Annotated in this window: 30 protein-coding genes; 8 read left to right on the forward strand and 22 right to left on the reverse strand. The window is 62.7% G+C overall.

The genetic code is table 11. The features are described from left to right. Positions 1 to 69: 69 nt before the first annotated feature. Genes AS26_RS08845 through AS26_RS08855 form a run of 3 tightly spaced genes read left to right on the forward strand, consistent with a single transcriptional unit; the run spans position 70 to position 1,190 of the window. The gene (locus AS26_RS08845) at positions 70 to 405 is read left to right on the forward strand and encodes a YtrH family sporulation protein (RefSeq protein ID WP_062308603.1); all 336 of its coding nucleotides are present in this window, start codon (positions 70 to 72) and stop codon (positions 403 to 405) included. Beyond that, positions 402 to 860: a hypothetical protein gene (locus tag AS26_RS08850; protein WP_062308605.1), complete on the forward strand. Its 459-nt coding sequence runs from the start codon at positions 402 to 404 to the stop codon at positions 858 to 860. The genes AS26_RS08845 and AS26_RS08850 overlap by 4 nt, the downstream gene beginning before the upstream one ends. Positions 861 to 875: 15 nt before the next feature. Continuing rightward, positions 876 to 1,190 (forward strand): DUF1811 family protein, encoded by a 315-nt coding sequence (locus AS26_RS08855; protein WP_062308607.1) that lies wholly within the window; start codon positions 876 to 878, stop codon positions 1,188 to 1,190. 25 nt (positions 1,191 to 1,215) lie between these two features. Here AS26_RS08855 and AS26_RS08860 read toward each other — a convergent pair whose 3' ends face one another. From AS26_RS08860 to AS26_RS08890, 7 genes are all read right to left on the reverse strand, one after another. Then, positions 1,216 to 2,316 (reverse strand): M24 family metallopeptidase, encoded by a 1,101-nt coding sequence (locus AS26_RS08860; protein ID WP_062308609.1) that lies wholly within the window; start codon positions 2,314 to 2,316, stop codon positions 1,216 to 1,218. 135 nt (positions 2,317 to 2,451) lie between these two features. After that, positions 2,452 to 4,038, reverse strand: a complete 1,587-nt coding sequence (locus tag AS26_RS08865; protein ID WP_062308612.1) for an APC family permease — start codon at positions 4,036 to 4,038, stop codon at positions 2,452 to 2,454. Between the two features lie 465 nt (positions 4,039 to 4,503). Further along, positions 4,504 to 4,728 (reverse strand): hypothetical protein, encoded by a 225-nt coding sequence (locus AS26_RS08870; RefSeq protein ID WP_062308614.1) that lies wholly within the window; start codon positions 4,726 to 4,728, stop codon positions 4,504 to 4,506. Beyond that, positions 4,725 to 5,702, reverse strand: a complete 978-nt coding sequence (locus AS26_RS08875) for a 4-hydroxy-3-methylbut-2-enyl diphosphate reductase (RefSeq protein WP_062308616.1) — start codon at positions 5,700 to 5,702, stop codon at positions 4,725 to 4,727. The genes AS26_RS08870 and AS26_RS08875 overlap by 4 nt, the downstream gene beginning before the upstream one ends. A 60-nt stretch (positions 5,703 to 5,762) precedes the next feature. Next, positions 5,763 to 7,268, reverse strand: coding sequence for a nicotinate phosphoribosyltransferase (locus tag AS26_RS08880; protein ID WP_062308656.1), 1,506 nt, complete (start codon positions 7,266 to 7,268; stop codon positions 5,763 to 5,765). A 38-nt stretch (positions 7,269 to 7,306) separates the two neighbouring features. Further along, on the reverse strand, positions 7,307 to 8,179 hold the full coding sequence (locus AS26_RS08885; RefSeq protein ID WP_062308618.1) for an inositol monophosphatase family protein: 873 nt from the start codon (positions 8,177 to 8,179) through the stop codon (positions 7,307 to 7,309). Positions 8,180 to 8,195: 16 nt separating this feature from the next. Next, positions 8,196 to 8,585 (reverse strand): YqkE family protein, encoded by a 390-nt coding sequence (locus tag AS26_RS08890; RefSeq protein WP_062308620.1) that lies wholly within the window; start codon positions 8,583 to 8,585, stop codon positions 8,196 to 8,198. A 466-nt stretch (positions 8,586 to 9,051) separates the two neighbouring features. On the opposite strand from AS26_RS08890, the gene AS26_RS08895 reads away from it, so the two are divergent. Then, positions 9,052 to 9,333: a hypothetical protein gene (locus AS26_RS08895; RefSeq protein ID WP_062308622.1), complete on the forward strand. Its 282-nt coding sequence runs from the start codon at positions 9,052 to 9,054 to the stop codon at positions 9,331 to 9,333. Between the two features lie 39 nt (positions 9,334 to 9,372). Here AS26_RS08895 and AS26_RS08900 read toward each other — a convergent pair whose 3' ends face one another. The 11 genes from AS26_RS08900 to AS26_RS08950 all read right to left on the reverse strand — a co-directional run bounded on the left by AS26_RS08900 (position 9,373) and on the right by AS26_RS08950 (position 18,662). Continuing rightward, positions 9,373 to 9,807, reverse strand: a complete 435-nt coding sequence (locus tag AS26_RS08900; RefSeq protein WP_062308624.1) for an RrF2 family transcriptional regulator — start codon at positions 9,805 to 9,807, stop codon at positions 9,373 to 9,375. A gap of 51 nt (positions 9,808 to 9,858) precedes the next feature. Further along, entirely contained in the window at positions 9,859 to 10,170 is a 312-nt protein-coding gene (locus AS26_RS08905; protein WP_008339415.1) for a non-heme iron oxygenase ferredoxin subunit, read from the reverse strand. Next, positions 10,170 to 11,567 carry a Fe-S cluster assembly protein SufB gene (gene sufB / locus AS26_RS08910; RefSeq protein ID WP_062308627.1) on the reverse strand — a complete coding sequence of 466 codons (1,398 nt, stop codon included), beginning with the start codon at positions 11,565 to 11,567 and terminating at the stop codon, positions 10,170 to 10,172. The genes AS26_RS08905 and sufB overlap by 1 nt, the downstream gene beginning before the upstream one ends. Before the next feature lie 51 nt (positions 11,568 to 11,618). Then, complete coding sequence (gene sufU, locus AS26_RS08915) at positions 11,619 to 12,074, reverse strand: Fe-S cluster assembly sulfur transfer protein SufU (protein ID WP_062308628.1); 456 nt, start codon at positions 12,072 to 12,074, stop codon at positions 11,619 to 11,621. Next, positions 12,061 to 13,293: a cysteine desulfurase gene (locus tag AS26_RS08920; protein WP_062308630.1), complete on the reverse strand. Its 1,233-nt coding sequence runs from the start codon at positions 13,291 to 13,293 to the stop codon at positions 12,061 to 12,063. Before AS26_RS08920 ends, sufU begins: the two co-directional genes overlap by 14 nt. Then, positions 13,290 to 14,561 carry a SufB/SufD family protein gene (locus AS26_RS08925; RefSeq protein WP_062308632.1) on the reverse strand — a complete coding sequence of 424 codons (1,272 nt, stop codon included), beginning with the start codon at positions 14,559 to 14,561 and terminating at the stop codon, positions 13,290 to 13,292. The genes AS26_RS08920 and AS26_RS08925 overlap by 4 nt, the downstream gene beginning before the upstream one ends. 14 nt (positions 14,562 to 14,575) lie before the next feature. Next, complete coding sequence (gene sufC, locus AS26_RS08930; protein WP_062308635.1) at positions 14,576 to 15,361, reverse strand: Fe-S cluster assembly ATPase SufC; 786 nt, start codon at positions 15,359 to 15,361, stop codon at positions 14,576 to 14,578. 150 nt (positions 15,362 to 15,511) lie between these two features. Then, entirely contained in the window at positions 15,512 to 15,826 is a 315-nt protein-coding gene (locus AS26_RS08935; RefSeq protein WP_014463849.1) for a metal-sulfur cluster assembly factor, read from the reverse strand. 17 nt (positions 15,827 to 15,843) lie between these two features. Then, positions 15,844 to 16,956 (reverse strand): alanine dehydrogenase, encoded by a 1,113-nt coding sequence (gene ald, locus AS26_RS08940; RefSeq protein ID WP_062308637.1) that lies wholly within the window; start codon positions 16,954 to 16,956, stop codon positions 15,844 to 15,846. A 118-nt stretch (positions 16,957 to 17,074) separates the two neighbouring features. After that, positions 17,075 to 18,118 (reverse strand): hypothetical protein, encoded by a 1,044-nt coding sequence (locus tag AS26_RS08945; RefSeq protein WP_062308640.1) that lies wholly within the window; start codon positions 18,116 to 18,118, stop codon positions 17,075 to 17,077. Continuing rightward, a complete protein-coding gene (locus AS26_RS08950) occupies positions 18,099 to 18,662 on the reverse strand; it encodes a sigma-70 family RNA polymerase sigma factor (RefSeq protein ID WP_062308642.1) in 564 nt (187 codons plus the stop codon). Before AS26_RS08950 ends, AS26_RS08945 begins: the two co-directional genes overlap by 20 nt. Positions 18,663 to 18,852: 190 nt before the next feature. Between AS26_RS08950 and AS26_RS08955 the strand changes: the two genes are divergently transcribed. Then, a complete protein-coding gene (locus AS26_RS08955) occupies positions 18,853 to 19,926 on the forward strand; it encodes a quinone-dependent dihydroorotate dehydrogenase (RefSeq protein WP_062308644.1) in 1,074 nt (357 codons plus the stop codon). Between the two features lie 41 nt (positions 19,927 to 19,967). Here AS26_RS08955 and fabI read toward each other — a convergent pair whose 3' ends face one another. Continuing rightward, a complete protein-coding gene (fabI, locus tag AS26_RS08960) occupies positions 19,968 to 20,750 on the reverse strand; it encodes an enoyl-ACP reductase FabI (RefSeq protein ID WP_062308646.1) in 783 nt (260 codons plus the stop codon). A gap of 184 nt (positions 20,751 to 20,934) precedes the next feature. On the opposite strand from fabI, the gene AS26_RS08965 reads away from it, so the two are divergent. Then, positions 20,935 to 21,549, forward strand: a complete 615-nt coding sequence (locus AS26_RS08965) for a superoxide dismutase (protein ID WP_062308648.1) — start codon at positions 20,935 to 20,937, stop codon at positions 21,547 to 21,549. A gap of 496 nt (positions 21,550 to 22,045) precedes the next feature. Here AS26_RS08965 and AS26_RS13845 read toward each other — a convergent pair whose 3' ends face one another. Further along, positions 22,046 to 22,228, reverse strand: coding sequence for a DUF4177 domain-containing protein (locus AS26_RS13845; RefSeq protein ID WP_083516036.1), 183 nt, complete (start codon positions 22,226 to 22,228; stop codon positions 22,046 to 22,048). 378 nt (positions 22,229 to 22,606) lie between these two features. Between AS26_RS13845 and iadA the strand changes: the two genes are divergently transcribed. Beyond that, positions 22,607 to 23,941 carry a beta-aspartyl-peptidase gene (gene iadA, locus AS26_RS08970; protein WP_062308650.1) on the forward strand — a complete coding sequence of 445 codons (1,335 nt, stop codon included), beginning with the start codon at positions 22,607 to 22,609 and terminating at the stop codon, positions 23,939 to 23,941. 23 nt (positions 23,942 to 23,964) lie between these two features. Here iadA and folE read toward each other — a convergent pair whose 3' ends face one another. Then, complete coding sequence (gene folE, locus AS26_RS08975; RefSeq protein ID WP_217997434.1) at positions 23,965 to 24,528, reverse strand: GTP cyclohydrolase I FolE; 564 nt, start codon at positions 24,526 to 24,528, stop codon at positions 23,965 to 23,967. Between the two features lie 107 nt (positions 24,529 to 24,635). Continuing rightward, positions 24,636 to 25,820: a hypothetical protein gene (locus tag AS26_RS08980; protein WP_062308654.1), complete on the reverse strand. Its 1,185-nt coding sequence runs from the start codon at positions 25,818 to 25,820 to the stop codon at positions 24,636 to 24,638. Between the two features lie 133 nt (positions 25,821 to 25,953). Here AS26_RS08980 and AS26_RS08985 point away from each other — a divergent pair, with 133 nt between their 5' ends. Further along, entirely contained in the window at positions 25,954 to 26,655 is a 702-nt protein-coding gene (locus AS26_RS08985; protein WP_245629692.1) for an SGNH/GDSL hydrolase family protein, read from the forward strand. The last annotated feature ends 200 nt before the right edge of the window (positions 26,656 to 26,855 follow it).

Raw genomic sequence — 26,855 nt, forward strand, 5'->3', positions numbered from 1 at the left:
CTTTCACACATGCCAGCTCGGCGCGAGGCGTAAGATGAAGCAAAGCCTCGTCCACGGAGGCGATTCGATTTGTGGAACAGCATCGTTGAAAACTGCGTGCTCGACTTCTTTGTCTCGATGGGGCTCGTCATCGGTGGCGCACTGTTCGGCGGTCTGGCGGCACTTCTGACCCATCACGATCCGCAGGCGGCCATGAACGCGCTCGCTTCCGACCTGAAGGTGTGGGCCATCGTGGCCGCGCTCGGCGGATCGATGGACGTCCTCCGCGTGATCGATCGCGGCGTCTTCGGCCTGCACATCGGCCCCATGATCCGCCAGCTCATTTACCTATTCGCCGCGTTTCTCGGCTGCCACGTGGGCTACATCGTGATCCAGTGGCTGACGGAGGGGCGATCCTCGTCATGAGCCGCGTTCGATCCGCAGTGGCCATCTCGGCACTCTCGTTTCTCGCCGGCCTCCTCGCCGCCACGGTGTACAGCGCCCGCGACCTTCACCGGATGCATATGGAGGTCGACAGCCTCCGCCAGGCCATCGACCAATTGGAGACGGAAAACCAGTTTCTCATCGCGGAGCAATCGGAGCCCGGCAAGCGCACGCTCCGCCGCATCCTCGTCGAATGTCCGCCGAACACGCCGCCCGAGGTCCAGACGGCCATTCGCAGGCAGGCCCTCGCGAGCCTTTCATTCCTCCTGGGAAAGCCCATGCAGCTCCTGTATGACAACCCGTACATGCCCTCGGCTGTGCTCAACGTGCAAGCGATTCCCGTCGGCACGCGGCGCTACCGGCTTCACGTCACAGCGGCTATAATGACGGGGGACACGCTGCACCTGTTCGTTCGAGGAGACCTGCAGGCCGAATGAGAGAGTGAGAGCACTGTGCTGTACAGCGAGATGTCGAAGGAAGAACTGCGGAAGGAAATGGCCGAGCTTCAGCGGAAAGGCCGAGAGGCCTATGAACGCGAACATTGGAGCGAGTACGAGATCTACATGACCCGCTGGTACCTCGCGAAGAGCTACGAGATCAAGGACGACGTGCACATCGAGATTGGGCGTACCTACCGCATCGCCGAGGAGTACGACCGCCTCACCGTCACCGCCGTCGAAGGCGTCATGGCTTGGGGCATCCGGCAGATGACGGGCGAAACCGCGGCCGTGCCCATCGCCCAACTGGAGGAAGCGGACGAGGCGTGAGCGCGCTCACGCCTCGCTCACGGCCTCACACTTCTGCCGAAAGCATCACATCCTCAAGCTGTTTCGGCGCCCGGTTCAGCACCAGCGCCCCATCCTCCGTCGCAATGACCAGATCCTCGATGCGCACGCCGAACTTCCCCGGCAAGTACACCCCTGGCTCGATGCTGAACGCCATCCCCGGCTCCACCGGGCTGTCGTTCGACGCATCCACGTAAGGCGGCTCATGGATGTCCAGGCCCACCCCGTGCCCCGTGCGGTGCGTGAAGTAGGCGCCAAACCCCGCCTCTTCAATCACCCGGCGCGCGGCGCGATCGATCTCGCAGAACTTCACACCCGGCCTCACAGCCGCAATGGCGGCCAGATTCGCTCGCAACACCGCATCGTACACGGCCGCAAACTCCGCGGGCGGATCGCCCACCACAAAGGTGCGCGTGATATCACTCACGTAGCCCTCACAGAAGCCCCCCGTGTCGACGATGACGACATCTCCCGGCGCGACGCGCCGAGCGTTGGGCTCGTGATGCGGCTCCGCGCCCCCCTCGCCAGCGGCCACGATGGGCGGAAACGACATGCCGGGGCTTCCCACCTCTCGCCAAATGCGGGCGAGCACATCCGCGAGTTCGAGCTCGGAGACGCCAGGGCGAATGTGGCTCCGGACGAGCTCGACGGCCCGATCCGCCCGACGCGAAGCCTCGGCGAGGAGCTCGATCTCGCGCGCGTCCTTTCGAACCCTCAGGTCCGCAATCGCGGCGTCGGCCAATTCAAACGAGCGATGACGCACCTCTCGCATCAGCGGAAGCAAATGGTGAGCGGGAAGGCCGCCGTCCACCGCCACCCTCGAGTCTCCACCAAGCCGGGCCGCAACGAGTGCGTGTGCGTTTTCTCCATCCCGCCACAGCTCGTACGGGACGCCCATTCGCTCGATCCCGGCGGCGAACATCTCGTGCGCGATGGCAAGCGCACGGCCATCGTGCGAGATGACAAGGCACGCCAGGCGCTCACCCGTCTCCAGCCGAACGCCCGTGAAATAGTGCCAATTGGCTGGATGCGTGAGGACCGCGTGGGTCCAGCCGCACGCCGAACACGCTTCTGCAAGTCTGGCTCTCCGATGCGCAAAGACGTCCATGTGACTCCCCCTACCTACTGGCGCGCTCCTTCCATGGGCTCCTTCCATTGTACCGCGACATTCCCGTGCGCGCCTCTTTCGCACATCAAAAAAAGCTCGACCGATCCAGAGATCGGCCGAGCCAGGAAATCGACCTCAAATCACCGCTGCATGGATGTCCTCGTCCACCTGATCATCGTCAAACATGGGCTTGGGCAGCGCCGAATTCACGCCCCAGTAGTAGAGCGCAATGGAAACGATCACGACGATGATCTGATCCCATGGAGACGGGATGGCTTTGATTCCGCCGAACGTGCCGAGATACGACAGCAAAATCATGACGACGAAGTACGCCACGAGCCACCAGCTGGCGCGAAGTTGGTCGCCAAAGCTCACCACGTCCTTCGGCACAAAACGCTGGAAGACGACATACAGGATAAACATCACCAACATACAGCCGAGCAGCCAGGAATCCGTGCTCCAGCCGGTCCAGTACACGATGAGCGAGGCGACGATGAACGACAGCGGGCTAATCACGGACATGCCCTTCAGCATGAACGGGCGGTCAAGGTCCGGCGCCGTCCTGCGGAACGCGTGCGCGGAGACCGGGCCCACGACGTACGTCACGATGGTCGCGGCGGAGACGACGTTCACCATGGCACCCCAAGACGGGAACGGGAGCGTCCAGAAAATTGCCATGATGAAAGCCAACCACAGCGCGGCGTGCGGGACACCCGTCTTCTCGTCCACATTGCCGAACACGCGGAAGAACGTGCGGTTGCGCGCCCAGCCGAAAATGACGCGCGTGGTTGCGGACAGGTAGATGTTCGCCGTTCCCGACGGAGAGATGAATGCGTCGAACAGGATGATCCATGCGAGCCACGTGAAACCAAGAACCACGGCGATGTCATGGAACGGCAGCTTGAACACGTTGTCGACGTTCGCCCAACCCTGCGCGATCTTATCCGCAGGCACCGCGCCAAGGAACGCGATTTGCAACAGCTCGTACAACGCAGCCGACAACACCACAGCCAGGATGATGGCCATGGGCACGTCGCGCTGCGGGCGGCGCGCTTCCGAGGCAAAGCCCACGGACTGCTGAAATCCGAGAAACGCAAAGATGATGCCCGACGTGGAAACCGCGGCCTCGATGCCGGAAAAGCCGAATGGCGCAAAACCGTGCGAATGGAAGTTCGCGCCCTTGAACTGCGTGAGGAGCGTGATGACGGTGATCAACGGCACGATGAACTTGAACGCGGTGATCACGGTGTTGGTCTTCCCGAACAGCTTGACGCCGAAGTAGTTGATGGCAAAGAAGATGGCGAGCAGCGCCAACTGGACGAACCAGCCCAGCACGGTCGGATTGCTGCTCTGAGGCTGCGTGAGCTGCGGCCACCAAGCCGTCGCGTACTGGCGAGCCGCCTCGACCTCGATACCCGCGACGCTCGAAAACGCGACCAGCGAAGCAAATCCGAGCAGATACCCAATCAGCGGACCATGCGAATACAGCGGATAGCGCACGGAACCGCCCGCTCGAGGAATGGAACCTCCCAACTCCGCGTAGACCAGACCCAACAGGATGACCGCAATCGCGCCGATGAGCCAGCTCAGCGTTCCGCCCGGCCCCGCCGTGGACGCGACTCGCGCGGACGCGAACAGCCACCCGGATCCGATGATGGACCCCAATCCGACGAATGTGAGGTCCATCAGAGAAAGTTGTTTCCGAAGTTTTCCTTGCTGCAAACCGCATCCCCCTAACGTCGTAATCTCTTCGCTCCGAAATCTCTGCGGCGCTGCTCGACTCACCCTCCGCTCTCATCGCAATGCAGGGCGCCTTTTGTTTGATCAAATAAGAAAATTCAATGCATAAGTCCAATCACGAGCCACTGCGCCTTTCTCGCGCGCCCTGCGCGGCATCACACCTCGCGCGCCGTCGTACAATCCCTCCCAATTCACCCCCCATTTCAAATATGTAAAGTTTTCTTTCAATTCAGCGCCGCCTCGGGGCTATTATATCACCCTGTGTCTGCTTGTCGAACCTCAACATCGCCTCGAAGCAAAAATTTTTTCGATTCTTGTCGAAATGAAAGCGCTATCCTGAAATTCCGAACCACGAACTATTGAATTCGTTCACGCAGCGCTGAAAGAAACTGAACAGCCCATGATATGTTTTCCGACACGCCGAACGCGGGCGCAGGCGCCGGCGAGCTAGCGGGAGATGTGGAACAGGTGAAGCAAGTTGATGCCGCGATCGCCCGCCACAAAGCCCGCACCGTAGCCGGCGAACGACAGAAAGCCCAGCCAGCAGAGCCACGTGAAAAACGTGAGCCACCCGCGGCCGCGCGCACCCCTGGGCACGCGCAGCCGCCACGCCCACAGGCCTATCGAGACGACGAGGCTCGCCGCCGCCACTGCCCACGCCCAATGACTCATGTCGCCTCTCGCCCCAGGGCGCCTTGGCGAACCCGCTCATTTCGCAACACGGGCAGAATTCGATTCGGATCGAGCGTGCGCTTCGGGCGATGGGTGGAAGGATCGGCGGGATCGAACTGCTCCAAGTAATCCAGCACTTCTTTCGTCACCGCGGTCGGCGTGCTCGCGCCGGACGTCACGGCCACCCGCTTGGCGTTCATCAGCCATTCGGGTTGAATCTCCGTCACGTCCGCCACCCGGTACGCCTTCACGCCGGCGATCTCCTCCGCCACCTGGGCCAGCCGGTTGGAGTTGTTGCTCCGCGGGTCCCCGACGACAATGCACAGATCCGCTTGCCCCGCCTGCTCCGCAACCGCCTGCTGGCGGAGTTGCGTCGCGAGGCAGATCTCGTTGTGCACCTCGGCCGTCGGATATTTCCGGCACACCATCTCTGTCAGTTCGCGGGTGTCCCACTGGCTCATGGTGGTCTGGTTGGTCACCACAATCCGATCCGTCGAAAGCGACAGCGCTTCAATGTCTGCCTTGTTTTCCACGAGGTGCACGTGTCCCGGCGCGACGCCCATCGCGCCCTCCGGCTCTGGATGGCCCCGCCGCCCGATGTAGACAATTTCGTACCCTTGCGCCACCTTTTCCCGGATCAACTCGTGCGTTCGGTTGACGTCAGGGCAGGTCGCGTCCAGCACCGTCAGGCCCTTCTCCCGCGCCCTCCGCTTCACCTCCGGCGACACGCCGTGCGCGGTGAAGATGACCGTGCCGCGATCGATCTTCTCGAGCAGCGACAGGCGATCCGCCCCGTCCAGCGTGATCACACCTTCGCGCGCAAATGCGTCGACCACGTGCTGGTTGTGCACGATCATCCCCAGGATGTAGATGGGCCGCGGCAGGCGCTTGTCTTCCGCCGCCCGCTTGGCGATCACCATCGCGTCCACCACGCCGTAACAGTAGCCGCGCGGCGTAATTTTCACGACCTCCATACGCTCGCCCCCTCCCCTCCATCATACCCGAACACCGGGCGCGGGGCACCCTCCCGCGTCCTAGCGCCGCCACTCGTGCAACAGGCGTTGCTTCAAGTCCCAGAGCGGTTTGGACAAATCTACGTGGTACTCGTGCGGATTCAAATGTCGCCTGACCTCCGACGAGAACGCGGCAAGCTGCTCCTCCACGCGCGCCTGGATCTCGTGTACGGTCGGCAATTCGTAGACGAGTTCTCCGCCGACGAAGACCGGGCGAAGCAGCTCCTCCATCTCGTAGTTCTGCACCACTTTGCGCTTGTAGGTATGAATTGGGTGAAACAGTTCGAGCGGTTCGGACGGGTCGTACACCTCGTCGTCGAGCGCGATGAGATCCGCCGTGGCCGATCCGTTCACGTACAGGCGCAGGACCTTCTTCTTCCCGGGATTCGTGATCTTGTTCGGGTTTTCGGAGATCTTGATCCTGGGCTCCATTCGATCGCCGAACTGCTGCGCCACGAGCTTGTACACGCAGCCGAGCGACGGGCAGTCTTCGCTCGTGATGAGCCGCGTGCCCACGCCCCATGCGTCGATCTCGGCTCCCTGCGTCAGCAGATCGCGAATCGTGTACTCGTCGAGATCGCTCGACGCGATGATCTGCACGTCCGCGAGCCCTGCATCGTTCAACATCTGGCGGGCTCGCTTGGACAAGTAGGCGAGATCGCCGCTATCAATCCGAATGGCCTTCAGGGATTGCCCCGCCGCTTTCATCTCGAGGCCTACGCGGATGGCGTTTGGAACGCCGCTTTTCAGCACGTCGTACGTGTCGACGAGCAGCACGGTGTTATCTGGAAACGCGGCGCGATAGGCCTGAAACGCCTCGTACTCGCTCGGGAAGCTTTGAATCCAGCTGTGCGCCTGCGTGCCCGCCACAGGGATGTGGTAGGACTGCGCCGCGAGCACGTTGCTCGTCGCCACGCAGCCCCCGATGAACGCCGCGCGCGCGCCGAAGATGGCAGCATCCGCGTTCTGCGAACGCCGTAGCCCCATCTCAATCACGGTGCTCCCGGGATGCCTGACGTTGGTCCTCGCCGCCTCGACGATCCGCCTGGCCTTCGTCGCGATGAGGCTCTGATGATTGATGAACGCAAGCACCGCCGACTCAATCAACTGAACCTCCGCGATGGGACCCTCCACGCGCAGGAGCGGCTCGTTCGGAAACACCACCGTGCCCTCCGGCACCGCGTAGACGTCCCCGCGAAACCGGAAGTGGCGCAGATATGAGAGAAAATCCTCGGAAAACATCCCGAGCGACCGCAGATAGGCGAGATCGTCCTCTGAAAACGCGAGGTTGTAGATGTACCACACGACCTGTTCAAGCCCGGCCGCGATGACATAGCCGTTGCCGCAAGGGTTCTTCCGATAGAACAGGTCGAACACCACGCGGGTCTCGTGGCGGCCGGCCCGAAAGTGGCCGTACATCATCGTCAATTGATACAGGTCCGTGAGCAACGTCAGATGGCGATCGCGGTACACCGGCAACGCTCCTATCTCTTCGACGCGCGCCCTTGCGCGCTCTTTGATATCCATCCCCTCATCCCCATCCTTGGCTCGGCGAATGGCCTTGGTCACTCGGCAAGCCGCGCCCCGAGCGACCGGAGCATCTCGCCATCCGATCCGGCACACACATCTCGCACGCGAAGCGAATACGGTTCGCCCTGCATCGACTGAATGACGCCGCCAGCCTCCTGGACGAGCAGCGCCCCCGCCGCGATGTCCCAGGCGTTGAGATCAAATTCCCAAAACACGTCGATGCGGCCGGCGGCCACGTAAGCCAGGTGCAGCGCGGCCGCGCCGAGCGTCCGCAGGCTTTTCACCTCGGCGATCACGTCCGCAGCTCTCTGCATCACGCGCTTTCGGTCGCGATGGCGGACGGGGAGACCCGTCGCCATGACCGCGCGCCGCAATTCACTCACCCCGGACACCCGCATGCGCTTGCCTGGCCAGGTGTCGGACGGCGCGGCGAGCCACGCGCGAATGTCGTGATCGCCCGCCAGATAGGCGCCCTGACCGCGGAGCGCGTAAAACCACTCGCCCCGATAAGGGTCCAGGATGACGCCGACATGAACCTCGCCTCCGCGCGCGTACGCGATGGAGACGACGCTCAGCGGCAGCTGATGGACGAAGTTCGTCGTGCCGTCAAGCGGATCCACAATCCAGAGATCCGCGCAGTCGAGGCAATTCATCAGGGCCTGAACCGCCGCTTCCCGCCCGGGCCGGACGCCCTCTTCGCCCAACACGCGGTGTTGCGGAAACGCCTCGGCGAGTGTGCGGCGGATGGCCTCCTCGCAGGCGCGATCGACGTCCGTCACCACGTCCGCCAGCGACGTCTTGGTCTCCACCACCAACTCGGTCCGGTAGCGTCCCATCATGTGATCGCCCGCCGCGCGAGCTGCTCGAAACGCGGCTTGGGCGAGCAAAACGTAAGACGCCTCCACCATGCGTCACAGTCCCTTCTCAGTCGTCGCCCTTGAAGAAGCGCCAATCGAGCTTCGATTGCTCCAACAGGGTCTCAAACGACTCGCTGTCGTCGCGCGGATTGAGAAGCTCTTCGAAGGAAAGCTCCTCCTCCGCGTCCGGCTCGGCACGCCCCGTGCCGGCCTTTTTCGCCGATGAACGTTCAGGCTTTCGAGGCGCCTGTGCATGGGTCTCCTTTGGCTCCAAAGAGGTCTTCAGCGCGAGGAGCTTCTCTGCGACGTCTCCCTTGAGGGCCTCCTCCAATTGCACCGTCGCTCGCTTCGGTGTATCTGGCTCCGCTTGTTGCGGCTGTGTCGCTTCGCCGCGCGCATAGGCCGGCTTGTCGAGTCCCTCATCATCCCGTCGTTTCAAGGGTCTCCGTTTTGCCATCGCACATGCCCCCCATCCCCAACGAGCTGCCAAGCTCACCGGGCACCGACCCATCTTCGCACGCGCCGACGGGCGCGGGATGAACTTGCCCATCCGATTTGCTACAATACCCGTAGTTTGGTCCGATGACAAGATGAGGAGGCGCATTCCCCTTGCGGACTTTTTTCTGGGTGCTGTTTTGGGTCGCAGTCGTGATCGTCGGCATTGAGACCTTCATTCCCCGGAGCGTCTGACGTTGCGCACAAGGCGGCGGCGCGATGCTCGTCTCGCCGCGCCGCTTGCGCACCGCACCTGCCGAGCAGCTACTCGCCCCCACGCGGCCACGGCCGCCGCAGACGGACCTCTCCGAACCGCCTCTCCGTTCCGCGCTTCATGGAAAAACTGGCGAACCGCCGTCCGGCGCAGTATACTGGAGATAAGATGGCTTTTTTCACGGGAAGACGGCATGAAGGGGGGGGCTGCGGAAATGGAGGTCTACCGCTCAGACGCTTGGTCCAACGCCCATTTTCGAGTGAAGGACACGCTGGCGGCTTTGCTCAACGAAATGCGCGATTGCGGCTACAATCCCAGCAACCACATTTCGTATGACGCAAACGAACACCACTTGCTGGTCGATCCTATTATCCTCCACAAACACCCGTCCATCAAACAGGTCTACCTGGCGTATCTGGACGCGTGCCACGAGCGAGACAAGGCCGTCGAACAAATCCAGCAGTTGCCCAAGCTCGATCTCGGGTTTACCAATTAAACGCCAAAAAACGAAACGCCAAAACAGGACGTGCCGCTTCTACACCTGAAGCGGCACGTCGTCGTGCATGACGTCAGCGAGCGAGAGCTGGTCCAGCGCCCGCGCGATGGCTTTGGTCACCCGCACCCACACGCTGCGCGCGTGGCAGCCGGCGTACAGATCGCAGGACGCGGTGTCGGGATCGACGTCGTCGACACACGCGATGGGCGCAAGCGAACCCTCGAGAACCCGCACCAATTCCCCGACGGAAATCTCCTCCGCTGGCCGGCTCAGATGATACCCGCCGTTCACACCCCGGACGCTGGTCACCAAATTGGCTCGGCGCAACTTCGCCATGATCTGATCCAAAAACGGCTCCGGGATGGCCTCCGCCTCCGCGATGGCCCGGAGTGGCACCGGTCGCTCATGTCCCGCCATCCTGGCAAGCGCCACCATGGCCCGGAGCCCGTATTCCGTGCGACTCGAGATTCTCAAGTTATCCCTCCGTTCCGCGTCGAGCGCGGAGGGCGGGATCGACGAAAGAGGTCAGCCCTCGTCGTCAATCCACACTTCTCCGCCGCGCACCTCCACCGGATACGTCTGCAGCGGAATCACGCACGGGAACGCCTTTGGCTCTCCCGTGCGGATATCGAACTTCCCTCCGTGACGCGGGCAGTGCACGATGTGCCCTTCCAGGCGGCCCTCTGTGAGCGACTGGGCCGCGTGCGTGCACACATCCGACGTCGCGTAAAACCCATCCTCGGCGTGGTAAATGGCGACGTCGTCGTAGGGCAGCTCGACGCGCTTCATCTCTCCCACGCCGATTTCGGAGACGTTCGCCACCTTGATCCAAGCCATCAGCCGATCGAACCTTCCATCTCCAGTTTGATGAGCCGATTCATCTCGACAGCGTACTCCATCGGCAGCTCGCGCGTGAACGGCTCGATGAAGCCCATGACAATCATGCGCGTCGCTTCTTCCTCCGGAATTCCGCGGCTCATCAGATAGAACAGCTGCTCCTCGCTGACCTTGGACACCGACGCCTCGTGCTCGAGCGTCACGTCGTCGTTCATGATCTCATTGTACGGGATGGTGTCCGACGTCGAGTTGTCGTCGAGGATCAGCGTGTCGCACTTGATATTTGCCTTGGCGCCCTTCGCGTTCGGGCCAAAGCTCGCGAGACCGCGGTAGGTCGTCTTGCCGCCGTGTTTGCTGATGGACTTCGACACGATAGTCGAGGTCGTGTTGGGCGCCAGGTGAACCACCTTCGCACCCGCGTCCTGATGCTGGCCGCGGCCGGCCACCGCGATGGACAGCACCATCGCCTTCGCGCCCTCTTCCATCATGTAGACCGACGGATACTTCATCGTCAGCTTCGAGCCGATGTTGCCGTCGACCCACTCCATCGTCGCGTTGCGGTACGCCACAGCGCGCTTGGTCACCAGGTTGTAGATGTTCGGCGCCCAGTTCTGAATGGTCGTGTAGCGGCAGCGCGCGCCGCTCTTGACGATGATCTCGACCACCGCGCTGTGCAGCGAGTTGGTGCTGTAGATCGGCGCCGTGCATCCCTCGACGTAGTGGACGAAGCTGTCCTCATCGCAGATGATGAGCGTCCGCTCGAACTGGCCCATGTTCTCGGAGTTGATGCGGAAGTACGCCTGCAGCGGGATCTCGCAGCGAACGCCCTTCGGCACGTAGATGAAGCTGCCGCCGCTCCACACCGCGCTGTTCAGCGCCGCGAACTTGTTGTCCTCCGGCGGGACGACCGTGCCGAAATACTCCTTGAACAACTCCGGGTACTCGCGCAGCGCGCTGTCCGTGTCCATGAAGATGACGCCCATCTTCTCGAGATCCTGGCGCATCGAGTGATACACGACCTCCGACTCGTACTGCGCCGAGACACCCGCCAGAAATTTTTGCTCCGCCTCCGGGATGCCGAGGCGATCGAACGTCCGCTTGATCTCCTCCGGGACCTCGTCCCACGAGCGGCCCTTCTTCTCCGTCGGCTTCACGTAGTACGTGATGTCGTCGAAGTTGAGCTCGCTCAGATCGCCACCCCATGTCGGCATCGGCTTCTGCTGGAAAATCTCAAACGCGCGCAGGCGGAAGTCGGTCATCCAGCCCGGCTCGTTCTTCATCATCGAGATCTGCTCGACGGTCTTGCGCGACAAGCCTTTGTCGAGCTTCGCCACGGCGATGTCGGGATCGTGAAATCCATACTGATACTCTTCCATTTCCGGCAGCACTTTCGCCATGCTCAATCCCTCCTCACGGTCGATCTCGGCCGCTCCCGGCGGCCCTTGCCCTCACTCGCCGAGCGTCTCTTCTTCGACGTGCCCCCCGGTGGGCACCGACGCGGCCCGTTCCAGCGCCTGCCACGCGAGTGTCGCGCACTTGATGCGGGCCGGGAACTTGTTCACACCCTGCAGCGCCTCGAGCTCCCCCATCTGTTCCAGATCCACGTCCTCGCCGCGCATCATCGCCCGAAACGCGTGGGCGAGATCGACAGCCTCTTCGATGGACTTCCCCTTGATGGCCTCCGTCATCATCGAAGCCGAAGCCATCGAGATGGAGCAGCCGCTGCCGAGAAACCGCACGTCCTTGACAATGCCGTCATCCACCAGCAGCTGCAGGTGGATCTCGTCGCCGCAACTCGGATTGCGCAGATCCACCGAGATGGCGCCCTCGTCGAGCGTCCCCCGATTGCGCGGATGCTGGTAGTGATCCATGATCACCTGGCGGTACAAGTCATCCAATTGCATGGCCGAAAAACTCCTTTGCCTCGAGGACGGCATCCACGAGCGCATCGACGTCTTCCTCGGTATTGTACAGGTAGAAACTCGCGCGCGCCGTCGCCGGCACGTTGAAGAGGCGCATGAGCGGCTGCGCGCAATGGTGCCCGGCCCGGATGGCCACGCCCCGCGCGTCGAGCACAGTGGCGAGATCGTGCGGATGCACACGGCCGAGGTTGAACGTGACGAGGCCCGCGCGCGACTGCCCCGGCGGAGGCCCGAAGATGGTCACGCCGTCGATCTCGGCGAGCCGCTCCACGGCCTTGGCCGCGAGCGCCGCGTCGTGCCGCTCGATCTCCGCCATGCCCACCTTCTCGAGGTAATCCATCGCGGCGGCGAGCCCAATGGCCCCCGCGATGATGGGCGTGCCGCCTTCAAACTTCCACGGCGCCTCTTTCCACGTCGATTCGTACAAATCCACCACGTCGATCATCTCGCCGCCGAAGTACGTCGGCTCCATCTCCGCCAACAGCTCGGCCTTGCCGTACAACACGCCGATGCCCGTCGGCCCGAGCATCTTGTGGCCCGAGAACGCCAGAAAGTCGCAATCCATCGCCACGACGTCGGTCGGCATGTGCGGCACGCTCTGCGCGCCGTCCACCACGATGATGGCCCCGTGGCGGTGGGCAATCTCGGCGATCTCCCGCACCGGGTTCACCGTGCCGAGCACGTTCGACACGTGGGCGATGGCCACGATCTTCGTCCGATCCGTCACCGCGGCCTCGACGTCCTCCAGCCGAATGGTCCCATCCGGCTGAAGCGGCAAGTAGCGCAGCGTCGCGCCGGTCGCGCGCGCCGCCTGCTGCCACGGGATGAGGTTCGAGTGGTGCTCGCTCGGCGGCAGGACGATTTCGTCGCCTTCGCCGAGCTTTGCCCGCGCATACCCGTGCGCAATCATGTTCAGCGACTCCGTCGTGCCACGCGTGAAGACGACCTCCTGCGGCGATCTCGCCCCGATGAACCGCGCGACGCGCTCCCTCGCCGCCTCATACGCCTCGGTCGCGCGCGAACCCAGCGTATGCACCCCGCGGTGCACGTTCGAATTGTCGTGCTCGTAGTATCGCCGAATCGCATCGATGACCTGGCGCGGCTTCTGCGAGGTCGCCGCGTTATCCAAGTACACGAGCCGGTGTCCGTTGATGCGCTCAGACAGAATCGGAAAATCCTTGCGAAGCTCCTCCGCGTTCATCGCGCAAGCTCCCTTTCCACCCTTGCCACGACGAGATCGCGCATCGAATCCGACGGCAGCGCCTCGACCGAATCGCGCAGGTAGCCCCAGATGATCATCTGAACCGCGACGGACTGCGGGATCCCGCGCGACATCAGATAGTACACCTGTAGCGGATCGATCTTGCCGACGCTCGCCGCGTGGCCGCAGCGCTCCACGTCGTTCTCGTCGATGAGCAGCATGGGGATGGCGTCCGCGCGGGCCGTCCCATCCACCATGATCATTCGATCGTGCTGCTCGCTGCCCGCGCCGACGGCGCCCTTTTCGATCTGCGTGCGGCTGCGGAAAATGACGTTCGCGCGGTCGCGGAGCGCGCCGTGCATGGAAATCTCGCTCTCCGTGTGGCGCCCCACATGCCGCATGCTCGCCGTGATCTCGACGTGCGCCCGGCCATGCCCCAAGCCCATGACCCGGGTGAAGCTTCGGCTGCCCTGCCCGACGAGCGCGCTCTCGATCGTTTCAACCGCCTGGCCGTCGGACGTATCCGTGACCACCCAGTCGACCTCGGCATCGTTGTCCGCCTTTGCGCGCCGCGTCACAAAGTGGATGCCGCCCTTGGCCCACTCATCGGCCATGGCGATCTCGACGCGACTCGCCTGCCCGGCGAACACCTCGAGCACGTGGCTGTTCACCAAGCGCCCTCCGTCGGCCGCAAAGGTGGTCTCCGCGTAGCGCAGCCTCGACAGCGCGTCCGTCACCACCAAGCTTCGCGAGCACGCGCTGAACGGGCGTCCGGTCCAGACGTACACCACCTCGACGGGCTCTTCCAGCTCCACCCCGCGCGGCACGTGCAAAAACACGCCGCCCGCAAAAAGCGCCATATTCAAAGCCGTCCACTTCGCCTCGTCCGCAGGCACGATGGTGCCGAAGTGGCGATTCCAGGCCTCCGGGTCCGCCTCGCAGGCCTCGTGAATCGGCAAGAGCTTGACGCCCAGCGCCTTTGCCTGGTCCGCGAGGTGAATGTCACGGACCCAACCGTCGACGACGAGCGCATACGAATGGGCGATCCCGCGCACGTACGCGAGCGCGGGCTCTGGAATCGGAGCCTCGGACGGCTCGAATTCGCCAACCTCCCACTGAACGCGCCGAAGATCGGTCTTCTCAAGGCGAGGCACTTCCAGCGCCTCGTACAGTTTCCATGCCGCGTCCCGCTTCTCCGTCACGGCCTTTGGTTCCTGCAGCGCCTGAGCGACGCGCAGCACTGGATTCAAAGCGGTCACTTCTCCCACGCTGCGTCACCCCCTCAGGCTTCCACTTCGACTGTTTCGTCTTCAATACCGAGTTCCTGTTTCAGCCAATCATAACCCTTGGCCTCCAGCTCCTCGGCGAGTTTGGCGTCGCCCGATTTGACGATCCGGCCCTGCATCATCACGTGTACCACGTCCGGCACGATGTAATTCAGCAGCCGCTGATAGTGCGTGATGATGAGGAACCCAATGTTGTCCGAGCGCAGCTGATTCACGCCGTTGGCCACGATTTTCAGCGCGTCGATGTCGAGACCGGAGTCGATCTCGTCCAAAATCGCGATGCGAGGCTCGAGCATGGCCATCTGCAGAATCTCGTTTCGCTTCTTCTCACCGCCCGAAAAGCCCTCGTTCAGGTACCGTTCCGCAAACGAAGGATCAATGCTCAGCTCCTTCATCTTCTGCACCAGGCGGCGGTGGAACTGAAGCACGGGAATCTCATTGCCCTCACCGCGGCGAGCGTTCAGCGCGGTGCGGATGAAATTCGCGTTCGACACCCCGGGCACCTCGGCCGGATACTGCATAGCGAGGAACAGCCCCGCTCGCGCGCGCTCGTCCACCGACATCTCGAGGACGTTCTGACCGTCGAGCAAGATCTCCCCTTCCGTCACCTCGTAGTGCGGATGGCCCATGATGGCCGACGCCAGCGTGGACTTTCCCGTACCATTGGGACCCATGATGGCGTGGATTTCTCCTCCGCGGATATGCAGATCAACGCCCTTCAGAATCTCTTTTCCCTCTACCTGGACGTGTAGATTGCGAATCACAAAATCCGGTTTGCTCACACGAACCGACCTCTCTTTTCCGCCACGATCTCGGCCACATATAATGTTGACTCCAGGAGTCATCTTTCGATCCCAAGCGTACCACAACGACAGCAAAAAGCAAGTCGGCGCAGGGCGCCCGCTGCGCGCCCTGCGCAAAGTCGTTTCAACTCAGAACAGATATTTGAACACGAGCTTCGCTTCTTCCGACATCATCTCTTTGTCCCAGGGCGGATCGAAGGTCAATTCCACATCGACCTCTTCGACCCCTTCCAGCTCGGACACCTTCTCGATGATCTGCTCCTTGATGTCGTCAAACAGCGGGCAACCCATCGTCGTCAGGGTGACGGTGACTTTGACGCGCTTGCCACCATCCTGAATGTCGATGCCGTACACCATGCCCAGGTTGACGATGTCGATCTGGATCTCGGGGTCAAGCACGTCCATCAAGACCGTGCGCACCTGTTCCTCGGTGACCACACGCATCCCCCCTTCGCTTCATTTTACAGCAAACTGTCGATCGGCGTATACGCGAGCCCCAGGGCATCCGCCACCGCCTGATACGTCACGCGGCCCTTGTACACATTCACGCCGCGCGCAAGCGCCGGATCGTGCCGAAGCGCATCCTCCCGGCCTTGCGCGAGCCGCATCGCGTAGGGCGCTGTGGCGTTGGTCAGCGCGAGCGTCGACGTCCGCGGCACGGCGCCAGGGATGTTGGCCACGGCATAGTGCAGCACACCGTGCTTCTCGAACACGGGATTCGAATGGGTCGTGATGCGGTCGATGGTCTCGATGGATCCGCCCTGATCGATGGCCACGTCGACGACCACCGCGCCGCGGTTCATGCCCTTAACCATCTCCTCGGTGACGATCTTCGGCGCACGCGCCCCCGGGATGAGTACGGCACCGATGAGGAGATCCGCGCCCTCGATGTGCTCGCGCAGATTGTACGGGTTCGACATCATCGTGCGCACGCGCCCCTGGAACAGATCGTCCAATTCGCGCAGCCGCTTCGGATTGTTGTCGAAGATGGTGACGTCGGCGCCCATGCCAACCGCCACGCGAGCCGCGTTCGTGCCGACGATCCCGCCGCCGACCACAATCACGCGCGCAGGCGGCACGCCCGGCACGCCTCCGAGCAACACACCGCGCCCGCCGTGCGCCTTCTCCAAGAAGTGTGCCCCAATCTGAATCGACATGCGCCCTGCCACCTCAGACATGGGGGTCAACAAGGGCAGGGACCGATCCTCGAGTTGCACCGTCTCATACGCGATGGCCGTGACGCCGGACTCCATCAGTGCCCTCGTCAGCTCGGGCTCCGGCGCAAGGTGAAGATACGTAAATAAAATGAGCCCGGACCGGAAGTAAGAATATTCAACCGGTAGGGGCTCTTTTACCTTCATCACCATGTCTGCCGATTTCCAGACCGTCTCCGCATCTGGCACGATGGTGGCGCCTGCAGAGGTGTAGTCTTCGTCTCGAAAACCGCTTCCCTCTCCCGCCCCCGCCTCAATCCGGACCTCATGCCCTTGATCGACCAGCGCGTGAGCCAAGGCTGGCGTGATGGCCACTCGGTTCTCGTTGTCCTTCAATTCCTTGGGTACCCCAATAATCACCGTAATCCCCCCAGCGAGCCTTGGGACAAGTTGACCTCGTCCATTCCGCATCCAGTGTACTGAGCGCGCCTGTGAAACGCAATGGCAGCCAGGCATCCTTGTGATTTGGCGGAACCCCTTAATCCTGCGGAACCAGCGGCGCATCCAACAGCAGCACATGACACACGCGGCTGAAGAAGTCCGTGCCCTTGGTCGACAGGACGCGAAATTCGACCCGCGCGCGCTCCCCCGGCTTCAGAACGGTGGGCCACGAGACGCCGGGCAGCTCCGGCGTCACATGGAACAGGAACCTTACAGCCGACGGATCGAAAAAGGTGGCGGACGCCCCTTGCGAAAACCAGATCACGGCTCGCTCGTCGGCGAGATCGACCGCGTGAGATGCGCGATTCACAAGGGTGGCATACACGTCGGCGGACTGCCACGTCGCGCCCTGTCCTCCCGCCACCGGCAGCACCTGAATGTCCTCCACGCCAATCGGCGCCAGCTTCCACACCAGGCTCGCCGATGCGCCTGAGGCGGGGCGGCTATAGAAAAAGCGAAGATGAGGGATCTCTGCAAGAGCCTGTGACGAACCGGCATGCGGCCCGGACGGATGAAAGCCCCAGGTCACCGTCTGCCCGGGCTTCAACGCCTGGGCAGGCGCGTTGACGAAGGTCAGCCAATTCTCATCGCCCCCGCCCTTCGGCGTGAACCAGAGCACGCCCATCACGTCGGGCTCAACCAACGTCCGATTCGAGGTATTTCGCAGTTCTGCCAAGACGCACGAGTTGGGGGGTTCGCCCGGCAAGGTCCCAATGCGCACATCGGACACCTCGATCGGCGCATACGCGAGCCCGAACCCATGGATTACGGTTTCCGTCTGACCGTGAGCGCGAACCGACTGTCTCGCCGTCTCGGTGATCGCGCTGGACGGCAGCGGCGCTTGGGGCCAGGCCACGACCACACACAGCAGAGCCACCGCCACGGTCGCCACCCAGAGTGTCGCGGAGGCCATCAGGCGGTTTCGCCTGCGCGCCGCCCCGCGAACCGAGTTCTCCCTTGTGGCAGACGCTGATGCACGGAGCACGCGCGCCTTGAGCTCGTCTCGGAACGGCACCGGCTCGCGTTCCCGATACGCCCGGCGGATCCTCGCTTCCAGCTCGTCATCGTCCCGCGTGGTCAATGCCCATCCCTCCTTGCTTGGCGAGCGCCCGCTCGAGCATCTGCCGCCCCCGGTGCAGGCGCGTCCTCACGGTCTCGTCGCGGAGGCCGAGGACCTCTGCGACTTCATGCGTCGTGAGATCGTTTCCGTAATACAGCTCCATCACCTCGCGGTACGTTTGCGGCAACGCCCGAATCGCTCGCCATACGGCATCGCGGGCCAACTTGTCCGCCACCACATCGGCCGGATCGCGCGGTTCAATTTCTCGCGCGAAGGCCTCGCCTTCGTCGGCGAACTCGCGCCGTTCCGCGCCGGATCGCAGGATATCTCGCGCGCGATTCGCGGTGATGGACAACAGCCACGTCTTGATGGACGAGTGGCCCTGAAATTCTCCGTAGTGCTGCCACGCGCGCAGGAACACATCCTGTGCGATGTCTTCAGCCTTATGAAAATTGTGGACATAGGAGTACGCCAGCCGGATCACGTCGCCGCCATACAACTCCATCCATTCGGCGAGCAGCGCCGCGTCGTCAGCCGGCGTGTCGTTGCGACGCGCCTGCCTCATGCTCCAACCCCTTTAAATCTGGGTCCAAGATGTAGACGAACGAAAGCCCGATCGTGTGACAGCGCTGCGTGACCCGGCAACTGGCGAAGAGTCGGGATGGATGAGATGCCCGAAGGCCCCGCCGTGCATCCCGCGCGCTTTCATGGTACACTGGCGAACGACAATCGTCCGCCATGGCGAGGGGGAACGTATGTATTCCGCTGTCCGATCCATCCTGTTTCGCCTGTCGGCGGAGCGGGCACACGAATGGACACTGGCCGCGCTCGGCCTCGTCCCGGCCGCCGCGGGGTGGTTTGGCCCGCGCGTCCACGCGTCTGAACGCCTTGCGCAGACGGTGCTCGGGCTATCGTTTCCGCACCCCATCGGCCTCGCCGCAGGGCTCGACAAGAACGGCATCGCCATTCCGGCCTGGTACCGCATGGGATTCTCGTTTGCGGAAATTGGCACCGTGACGCCAAGGCCGCAACCAGGCAACCCGAAGCCGCGCCTGTTCCGCCTGATTGAGGACGAGGCACTCATCAACCGAATGGGTTTTAACAATGACGGAGCCCATGCCGTCGCCAAGCGCCTCGCTAGGGCACGACAAGCTGGCACAGGCGGCATTCTGGGGATCAATATCGGAAAGAACAAAGACACCCCGAACGACGTTGCGCACGAGGACTATCGAGCTGCGCTCGACGAGCTGGCTCCCTTGGCCGATTACGTGACCATCAACGTCAGTTCGCCGAACACGCCGGGCCTGCGCGATCTCCAGTCGGAGGCCTTCATCCTCGAGCTGCTTCAAGCCGTCGAGCCCATACGCGCCCGCTATCGCCTGCCAGTTTGGATCAAGCTGGCCCCGGATCTGCCAAACGACGAGATCGCGCGCATCGTGAGGGCCTTGGCTGCCTCGCCGTTTCGCGAACACCTGGGACTCATCTGCACGAACACGACCATCCGACGGCCGCCGCTTTCCGGTCCATACCGAGGTGAGGCGGGGGGCTTGAGCGGACGCCCGCTGGCCGCCCGATCCACCGAGGTCGTGCGCATCGCAGCGCGAGCGGCACAGGGGCGGATGCCCATCATGGCATCCGGCGGCGTGTTCAGCCCACAGGACGCCTACGAGAAGATCCGAAGCGGAGCTTCACTCGTGCAGATTTACACGGCCCTCATCTATCGGGGACCCGCCGTGGTGGCCGATCTCGTCCGCGGGCTGGATGCCCTCCTCGCCCGCGACGGATTCCGGAGCATCGAGGATGCGGTGGGAGTAGACGTGAGGGACTGAGAAGTGCAAGGGTGCGGGGAGGCGATCCCCGCACGCATGCGTCAGAGGCCGACGATGTGGTATCCGCCGTCGACGTGAATGACTTCGCCTGTCACGCCGCGGGCGAGATCGCTCAAGAGAAACGCCGTCACGTCGCCCACCTCTTCGGCGGTGACATTCCGCTTGAGCGGCGCGCGCTCCTCGACGGCGTGCAACACGTCGTTGAAACCGCGGACGCCCTTGGCGGCCAGCGTGCGAATGGGTCCCGCCGAGATGGCGTTCACCCGGATTGCGCTCGGGCCGAGATCGCGCGCCAAGTACCGCACCGAAGCCTCGAGCGCGGCCTTCGCCACGCCCATCACGTTGTAATTGGGGACCGCGCGCTCGGCACCCAGATAGCTCATGGTGACGATGCTGCCGCCTCGTTTCATGAGCGGGCGCACCGCGCGCGCAGCCGCAACCAGGCTGTAGGCGCTCGTCTCGAGCGCGAGATCAAAGCCCTCGCGCGGTGTATCGACAAACTCGCCCTGCAGATCCTCGACGCGCGCATGCGCGATGGAGTGCACGAGTCCATCAATGCAGTCCGTCTCGCGCGCCATCTTCGCGAATGCCTCCTCGATGGAAGCCTCGTCTTGCACGTCACACCGCACGATGAGCGGCATCTCATCCCCAAACGCATCCTGGCAAAGGCGCTCTAACTCGCGTCCTGCGCGGTCGCTTCGATAGGTGAAGATGAGCTTTCCGCCCAACCTGCGGACCGATTCGGCCACCGCCCAAGCGATGGATCGGCGGTTGGCCACGCCCATGACGGCGATGGTCTTGCCTTCCAGAAGGTGCAACCTCATCTCCCTTTCCAGTTACGACGTCTCCATTCATGTATACCATCCCTGCCTGCACCCCGTAAACCAGACGCGCACCATGCCAGCAGCGGATGGAGATCCTCAGATTTCCTCCTCATCTGGAATTGTGGACGGACATGCGCTACAATGGGAACGGATCATGAAAATTCGTAAGGAGGTTGAGCTGCGAATGCCACATCAACTCCCACCGCTTCCCTACGCGTATGACGCGCTGGAACCGCACATCGACGCGGCGACCATGAACGTTCACTACAATGGCCACCACGCGGCGTACGTCAACAACCTGAACAAGGCGCTCGAGGGCCATCCGGATCTGGAATCGAAGACCGTGGAACAGCTCATCAGCAACCTGGATGCCGTTCCGGAGAATATCCGCACCGCGGTTCGCAACAACGGCGGCGGTCACGCCAATCACAGCTTGTTCTGGCCGCTCCTCTCGCCAAATGGCGGCGGCGAGCCAACCGGCAAGCTGGCGGATGCCATCCGGGAGACGTTCGGAAGCTTTGAGTCGTTCAAAGAGCAGTTCACGCAGGTGGCCACGGCTCGCTTTGGAAGCGGCTGGGCTTGGCTCGTCCTCGACAACGGCAAACTCGCCCTGATGAGCACGGCAAACCAGGACAACCCGCTCATGGAGGGCAAGAAGCCCATCCTGGGCCTCGACGTCTGGGAGCACGCGTATTACCTCAAGTACCAGAACCGCCGTCCGGAATACATCAAGGCCTGGTGGAACGTCGTGAACTGGGATCAGGCCAACAAGAACTACGAGGCTGCGCTGAACGGCTGAGGCGCTATGCCAAGGGCTTTCCTTCAGCGCATTCGCACGTTTGGAAATGCCCCTAGGTCCGTCGCGCATGAACCGTTCTTCATTCGGGATGGCACGCTCAAGCTGAAATGTGCGCCGGAGGTCGAGATTCTGACCTCCGGCGGCAATGCTTGGAGCGTGCCTTTGCCCATTCACCATGCGTTTCGGCAAGTAAGGGCCCGCCCCATTGGGGGCACATCGAGAGGGGCAGCTGCGAGGTTTGTTGCTCCATGGTCCTCTTTGCAAACGGACTTGCGGGTGGCTCACGCGATTCATCGTTTTGAATCGCAAGAATCACTTCGTACGCATCCTGGGGGCTTTTTCACGGCTTCACGAAACTCGTCGGCCGTGATTGGAACCTCGACGATTCTTAGCACCAGTTCGCCGATATCCTATCTCAAGTGGATTCGCCCATCGTTCCTGACGATCTCGATTCCATGATCATCAAACACAATGACAACGCCCGTGGGAAATCCACCTACTGATGAATACTTCTCTTAAAATACAGCGTATATTTGCTAATACGACCAAGATGCATAATTGTAGGAACAACAGCTGTTAGTTCCCATCCCTCTTTGCCAAAGCCGTTAAGTTTGCCTAAAAGTTGCATATCGTTAGAAATTTCAACAACTTTATATTCCCATGTGATTTTGGGTTCCAAGGCGAACGCCACCTTCAGAGAGAATATGTGCAACGTCCGGATAGGTTCAATTCACCGGATATCTCGATGAAATGTCAAGGGTCAGAAGACCAGGTGGAGTTCGGATAGGTAAGACCTCGCCGTGACCCACGCATGCATCGCGAAACGGAGACGACACCCATTCCGACAGGACGCACTCGCCCCATGTTCGGCGCGCGTCGGATCCATGCGGCGCCGTCCAAAGGGTCGACAGCATCGCACCTTAGCTGTATACCTCCCACGAACCTTCTGCCCGCGCAGATTTGTCGGACTCTGCCTCCCTTGCCCATGGACGGGTATGCATAGTCCCCCTCGACATGGAACAGACTACCATATAGCGTTCTCGACAGGGGGATTTCGATGCCACGGCTCACGTTGCTCAAGCACGCGCACGTCTACGCGCCGGACGATCTCGGCATCAGGGACATCCTCATCGCCGGTCGCCAGATTGTCGCCATCGAACGCGACCTCCACCTCGCCGGGAACGTGCCCATGGCCGTGATCGATCTCGACGGCCGACCCACGTTCCCGGGACTCATCGATCAGCACGTTCACATGGCGGGCGGTGGCGGCGAAGGTGGGTTCCACTACCGGACGCCCGAGATCTCGCTTTCCCACATCACGGCCGCAGGCGTGACCACGGCCGTCGGCGTGCTGGGAACCGACGGTGTCACGAGGAGCACCCGCGAGCTTCTCGCGAAGGCCTTCGCGCTCGACTTCGAAGGCATCACCACCTATATCTACAGCGGCGCCTATCAGGTCCCCACCCGGACGCTGACGGGCATGCCGAGATCGGACCTCGTCCTGATTGAGAAGGTCATCGGCGTCGGAGAGATCGCCATCGCCGATTCGCGATCCAGCCACCCCGATGAGAACGAGATCGCCGAGTTGGTCTCGGAAGCGTACGTGGGAGGGCTCCTGGCGGGCAAGGCGGGCGTGGTCCACTTTCACATGGGCGACGAAGACGATCACCTGGACCTCTTGATCCGCGTGGCCCAGCGCACTGGCTTACCTCGTACGACGTTCGTGCCGACGCACCTCAATCGAAACCCGGGGCTTTTGGAGGCGAGCATCGAGTGGGGCAAGCGGTACGGGATGTGCGACATCACGAGCGGCATCCGGCCCGACGCGCACGATCACGTCTCCGTCAAACCTTCGAAAGCTATCGTCAAACTCCTCGACGGCGGTGTGGAACCGCATGTCATCACCATGAGTTCGGATTCAAACGGCTCGTCGCCCATCTTTGACGAGCGAGGCAAGCTCGTGGCCATGGGGATTGGCAGCATCGCGACGCTGTGGGAAGAAACGGTCGATCTCATCCGGGAGGAGCATCTCCCCATTTCGCTCGCCGTCTCGTTCGCGACGGCAAACGTTGCCCGGCTCCTGAAGCTTCGGCACAAGGGCCGGCTCAAGGCCGGCTGCGACGCCGATCTGATCGTGTGCGACGATCAATTTCGGATCGAGCGCGTCTACGCAAAGGGAAGGCTCATGGTGGAAGGTGGAAAACCAGTGGTGTTTGGCACCTTTGAGGACGCAGGTCGCGTGCCGGGATCGCCCGGTTCCAAATCCGAATCGGGCCACGCCGGGGAACGCGTGGAGCGCGCAGCGTTCGGGCCGTCGTCCGAGGACGAGGACGACTTTCCCGATCGCGACGAGCGCCAGGAGCGCTCCCGCAGGCGCCATTTCTGTTGCTGAGGGGGCGGAATGGGTGCGCGCGATCACACGCCGAGGCGAATGAGGTGCAACACCTCTTCGCGCAACCGCGCGTCCTCCTCGTACTTGCCGCGCGCGGCGATGGTCGTCGTTCGGCTTCCTGGTTTGCGAATGCCGCGCATGCTCATGCACAAATGTTCCGCGTCGATCACGACGAGCACGCCTTCGGCCTGGAGCGCCTCCGACAAGGCATCCGCGATCTCATTCGTCATGCGCTCCTGCACTTGGGGCTTCTTGGCCACGACGTCCACGAGCCTAGCGAGCTTGGACAGCCCTGTCACGACGTTGTTGTGGGGAAGATAGGCCACGTGTGCCGTTCCGAAAAAGGGAAGCAGGTGGTGCTCACACATCGAGTAGAAGGGGATGTCCCGCACCAACACCACTTCGCCGTGTTCGACGTGGAACCGAGCCGACAACTCTTCCCGGGGATCTCGATGCAGCCCAGCAAAGATCTCCTCGTACATTCTGGCCACCCGGGCGGGCGTGTCCACGAGACCCTCCCGATCCGGGTCTTCTCCGATGGCCTCCAGGATCATGCGGACCGCCTGTTCAATCCGCGCCGTATCCATCGGCTTGTTCACGTGCAAAGACGCGTGCGCGCGCTCCGAGTCCACGCGAGATGTCGCCACACCTTTTCCTCCTCAAAGTCGCCGCCCGAGACGCCCTCGGCCCGCCGTCAGGCGGGCGGGCAATCGACACCACTGTCGCGAAATTGAACGGTATTGTACAATCCGCCCCACGTCTTCACCTGGTTGACGTAGGAAGCGGCTGGGCAGCCGGCGTAGTACGCGATATAGCCGCGGATGTTTGTGCCGTTCACCATGGGGCGATTGCCCTCGATCGGCGCGATGGCGATGAAGCACGGCAACGCGACCGCCTGAAGGTCATACGTCACGTACTGCCACTGATTGACGTAGAAGGCTGGCCGCAGCCGCGCCGAGACGCTTTTGACGCCTGCGACAAACCCCTGGATGAACGACTGGAACTCCGCCGCCGTTGACGCAGGATTATTGTATCCCTCCGGATCCAAAATCACAAAGTCGGGCCTTCTCGAACCGGGATATGCCTCCACCTGCGACGCTGCGTAGGCGCCGGCCGCGTAGCCGGCCTCGTAGAACGTCGTGCCAGCCTGCGGCCAGCTGACCGTCCAAAACGAGAGCCACCACGCCGAATGATGGGTCGCGGCAAACGCCCGCGCGATGTTCACGTCGGGCTGCGACGCGATGACTCGCGTGTACGGGGCAGTCTTCGTGCCGAGCCCCGCCGTGGTGGCCACGCCAGGCCAGCCCTGTTGAAACGCCCGAAGGACCTCCTGCTCGGTCGCAAACGCGGCGTAGAGACCGACCGACGGCGTGGTTACGCTGGGAGGCGGATCGGCCGCCTGCGAAACCGAGACGCCCACGACGTGCGGGGAGCTTCCCGTCACGCACACGCGCTGCGGCACCTCCTGCGCCGGCAGCGAGGTGTAGCCGCGGGGAAACGTGCCATGCACGGCATAGTACGACAACATCACGGCCAGCGTGAGGCTGTCCAGGGCCGTGTACCCGGCGGCGTTGACAAACGCGTTGGCTCGGGCCGTCTGCACCCCCTGCCCCACGGGCTCCTGGATAAACGGCGTGTGCCCCGCGGGCATGGCCGCTGGATTGGGCCAGCCGCAGGGGTTGTAGTAGAGGGCGTACAAGGCCACGCCCCCGACCGCGATGACGAGCGTAGCGTCGTCCGCGCATTTGGACCACGCCGTTTGGAAATCACCGGTACATTGGCTGTACGGGATACCCGCCACGTCGGCAGCTGCGTAGCATTTGATGAGATCGCCCTGCGTCGCGGCGTACAAAAGCACCTGTTCGGGCCGTACGGTCACGTTCTCCTCTCCTCAAGCACAAAATGCGGCAAACACCCACTCGTTTTGTGCGACGTCAGCATGGAATAGAGTTGCGATGGTTCATTGTGTGCCGACGTCCCGCCGCTTGCTGCGGGCGCTGGCCAAGGAGTTGATGAGCGTGATCGTGCTGCATTTGGGCGACTCCATTGCGTCCGGAGAAGGCGCGTCTCGGCCGTTTTGCGCCTACCCTCAGGTCGCATCGCGTGCGCTTGCGGCCGAGATGCGCTCGGCGGTGGAGACGCGCGTGATGGCGGAACCGGGATGGACCAGCGCGGAGCTCGCCGCTTGCGTGGCGGCGGACCCCGCTGCGCTCGCGCGCGCGGATGCAGCCGCCGTTCTCGTCGGCGGCGATGACCTCGTTCAGGCGGCCGTCACCTCGCGCTCGGAAGGTCACCTGCGCCGACAGCTCCGCGCCGCCTACCGGCGCTATGCGCGCGATCTCGCCTCCATCGCAAGCACCTGCCGGCGCCTCGGCGTGCCACTCGTGTTTTGCACGATGTACAATCCGTTTCCCCGCTCCGCTCTCGCCGCGCTTGCCATTCGAGGCCTCAACGACGTGACGGTCCGAGTGGCGACTCGCCTCGGCGCACCCGTCGCGCCGGTCGACGCCTGGTTTGCCGGCCGAGAGCCGCTTGTCATCGCGGGCTACCGAACGGGCCGCGTCGAGGATGTGCTCGCATGCGGTCGAGCGCCGGTGCATCCCAACGATCTCGGCCACGAGATCATCGGACGTGGACTGGCCGCGTACATCTCACCCCTCGCGGCGATGCGACATAGGCTAGGAAGCACGGCCGTTTGGCACAGTCGGAGGTGAGTCCCCATTGTTCAAGCTGTCTCTCTTCTCCGGATCGGCCGATGACTTTGTGTTGGCGTCGAGCTTTTCCAGCCAGTCGTTTCCTCAGCCGCTATCCAAAGAGGACGAGGCCAAATACTTTGAGCTCTGGCGAAAACATCGCGACAAACAGGCGCACGATATCCTCGTCGAACGTAACCTCCGCCTGGTTGCTCACGTCG

This window comes from Alicyclobacillus sendaiensis NBRC 100866, assembly GCF_001552675.1.
GTDB classification, from domain to species: domain Bacteria; phylum Bacillota; class Bacilli; order Alicyclobacillales; family Alicyclobacillaceae; genus Alicyclobacillus; species Alicyclobacillus sendaiensis.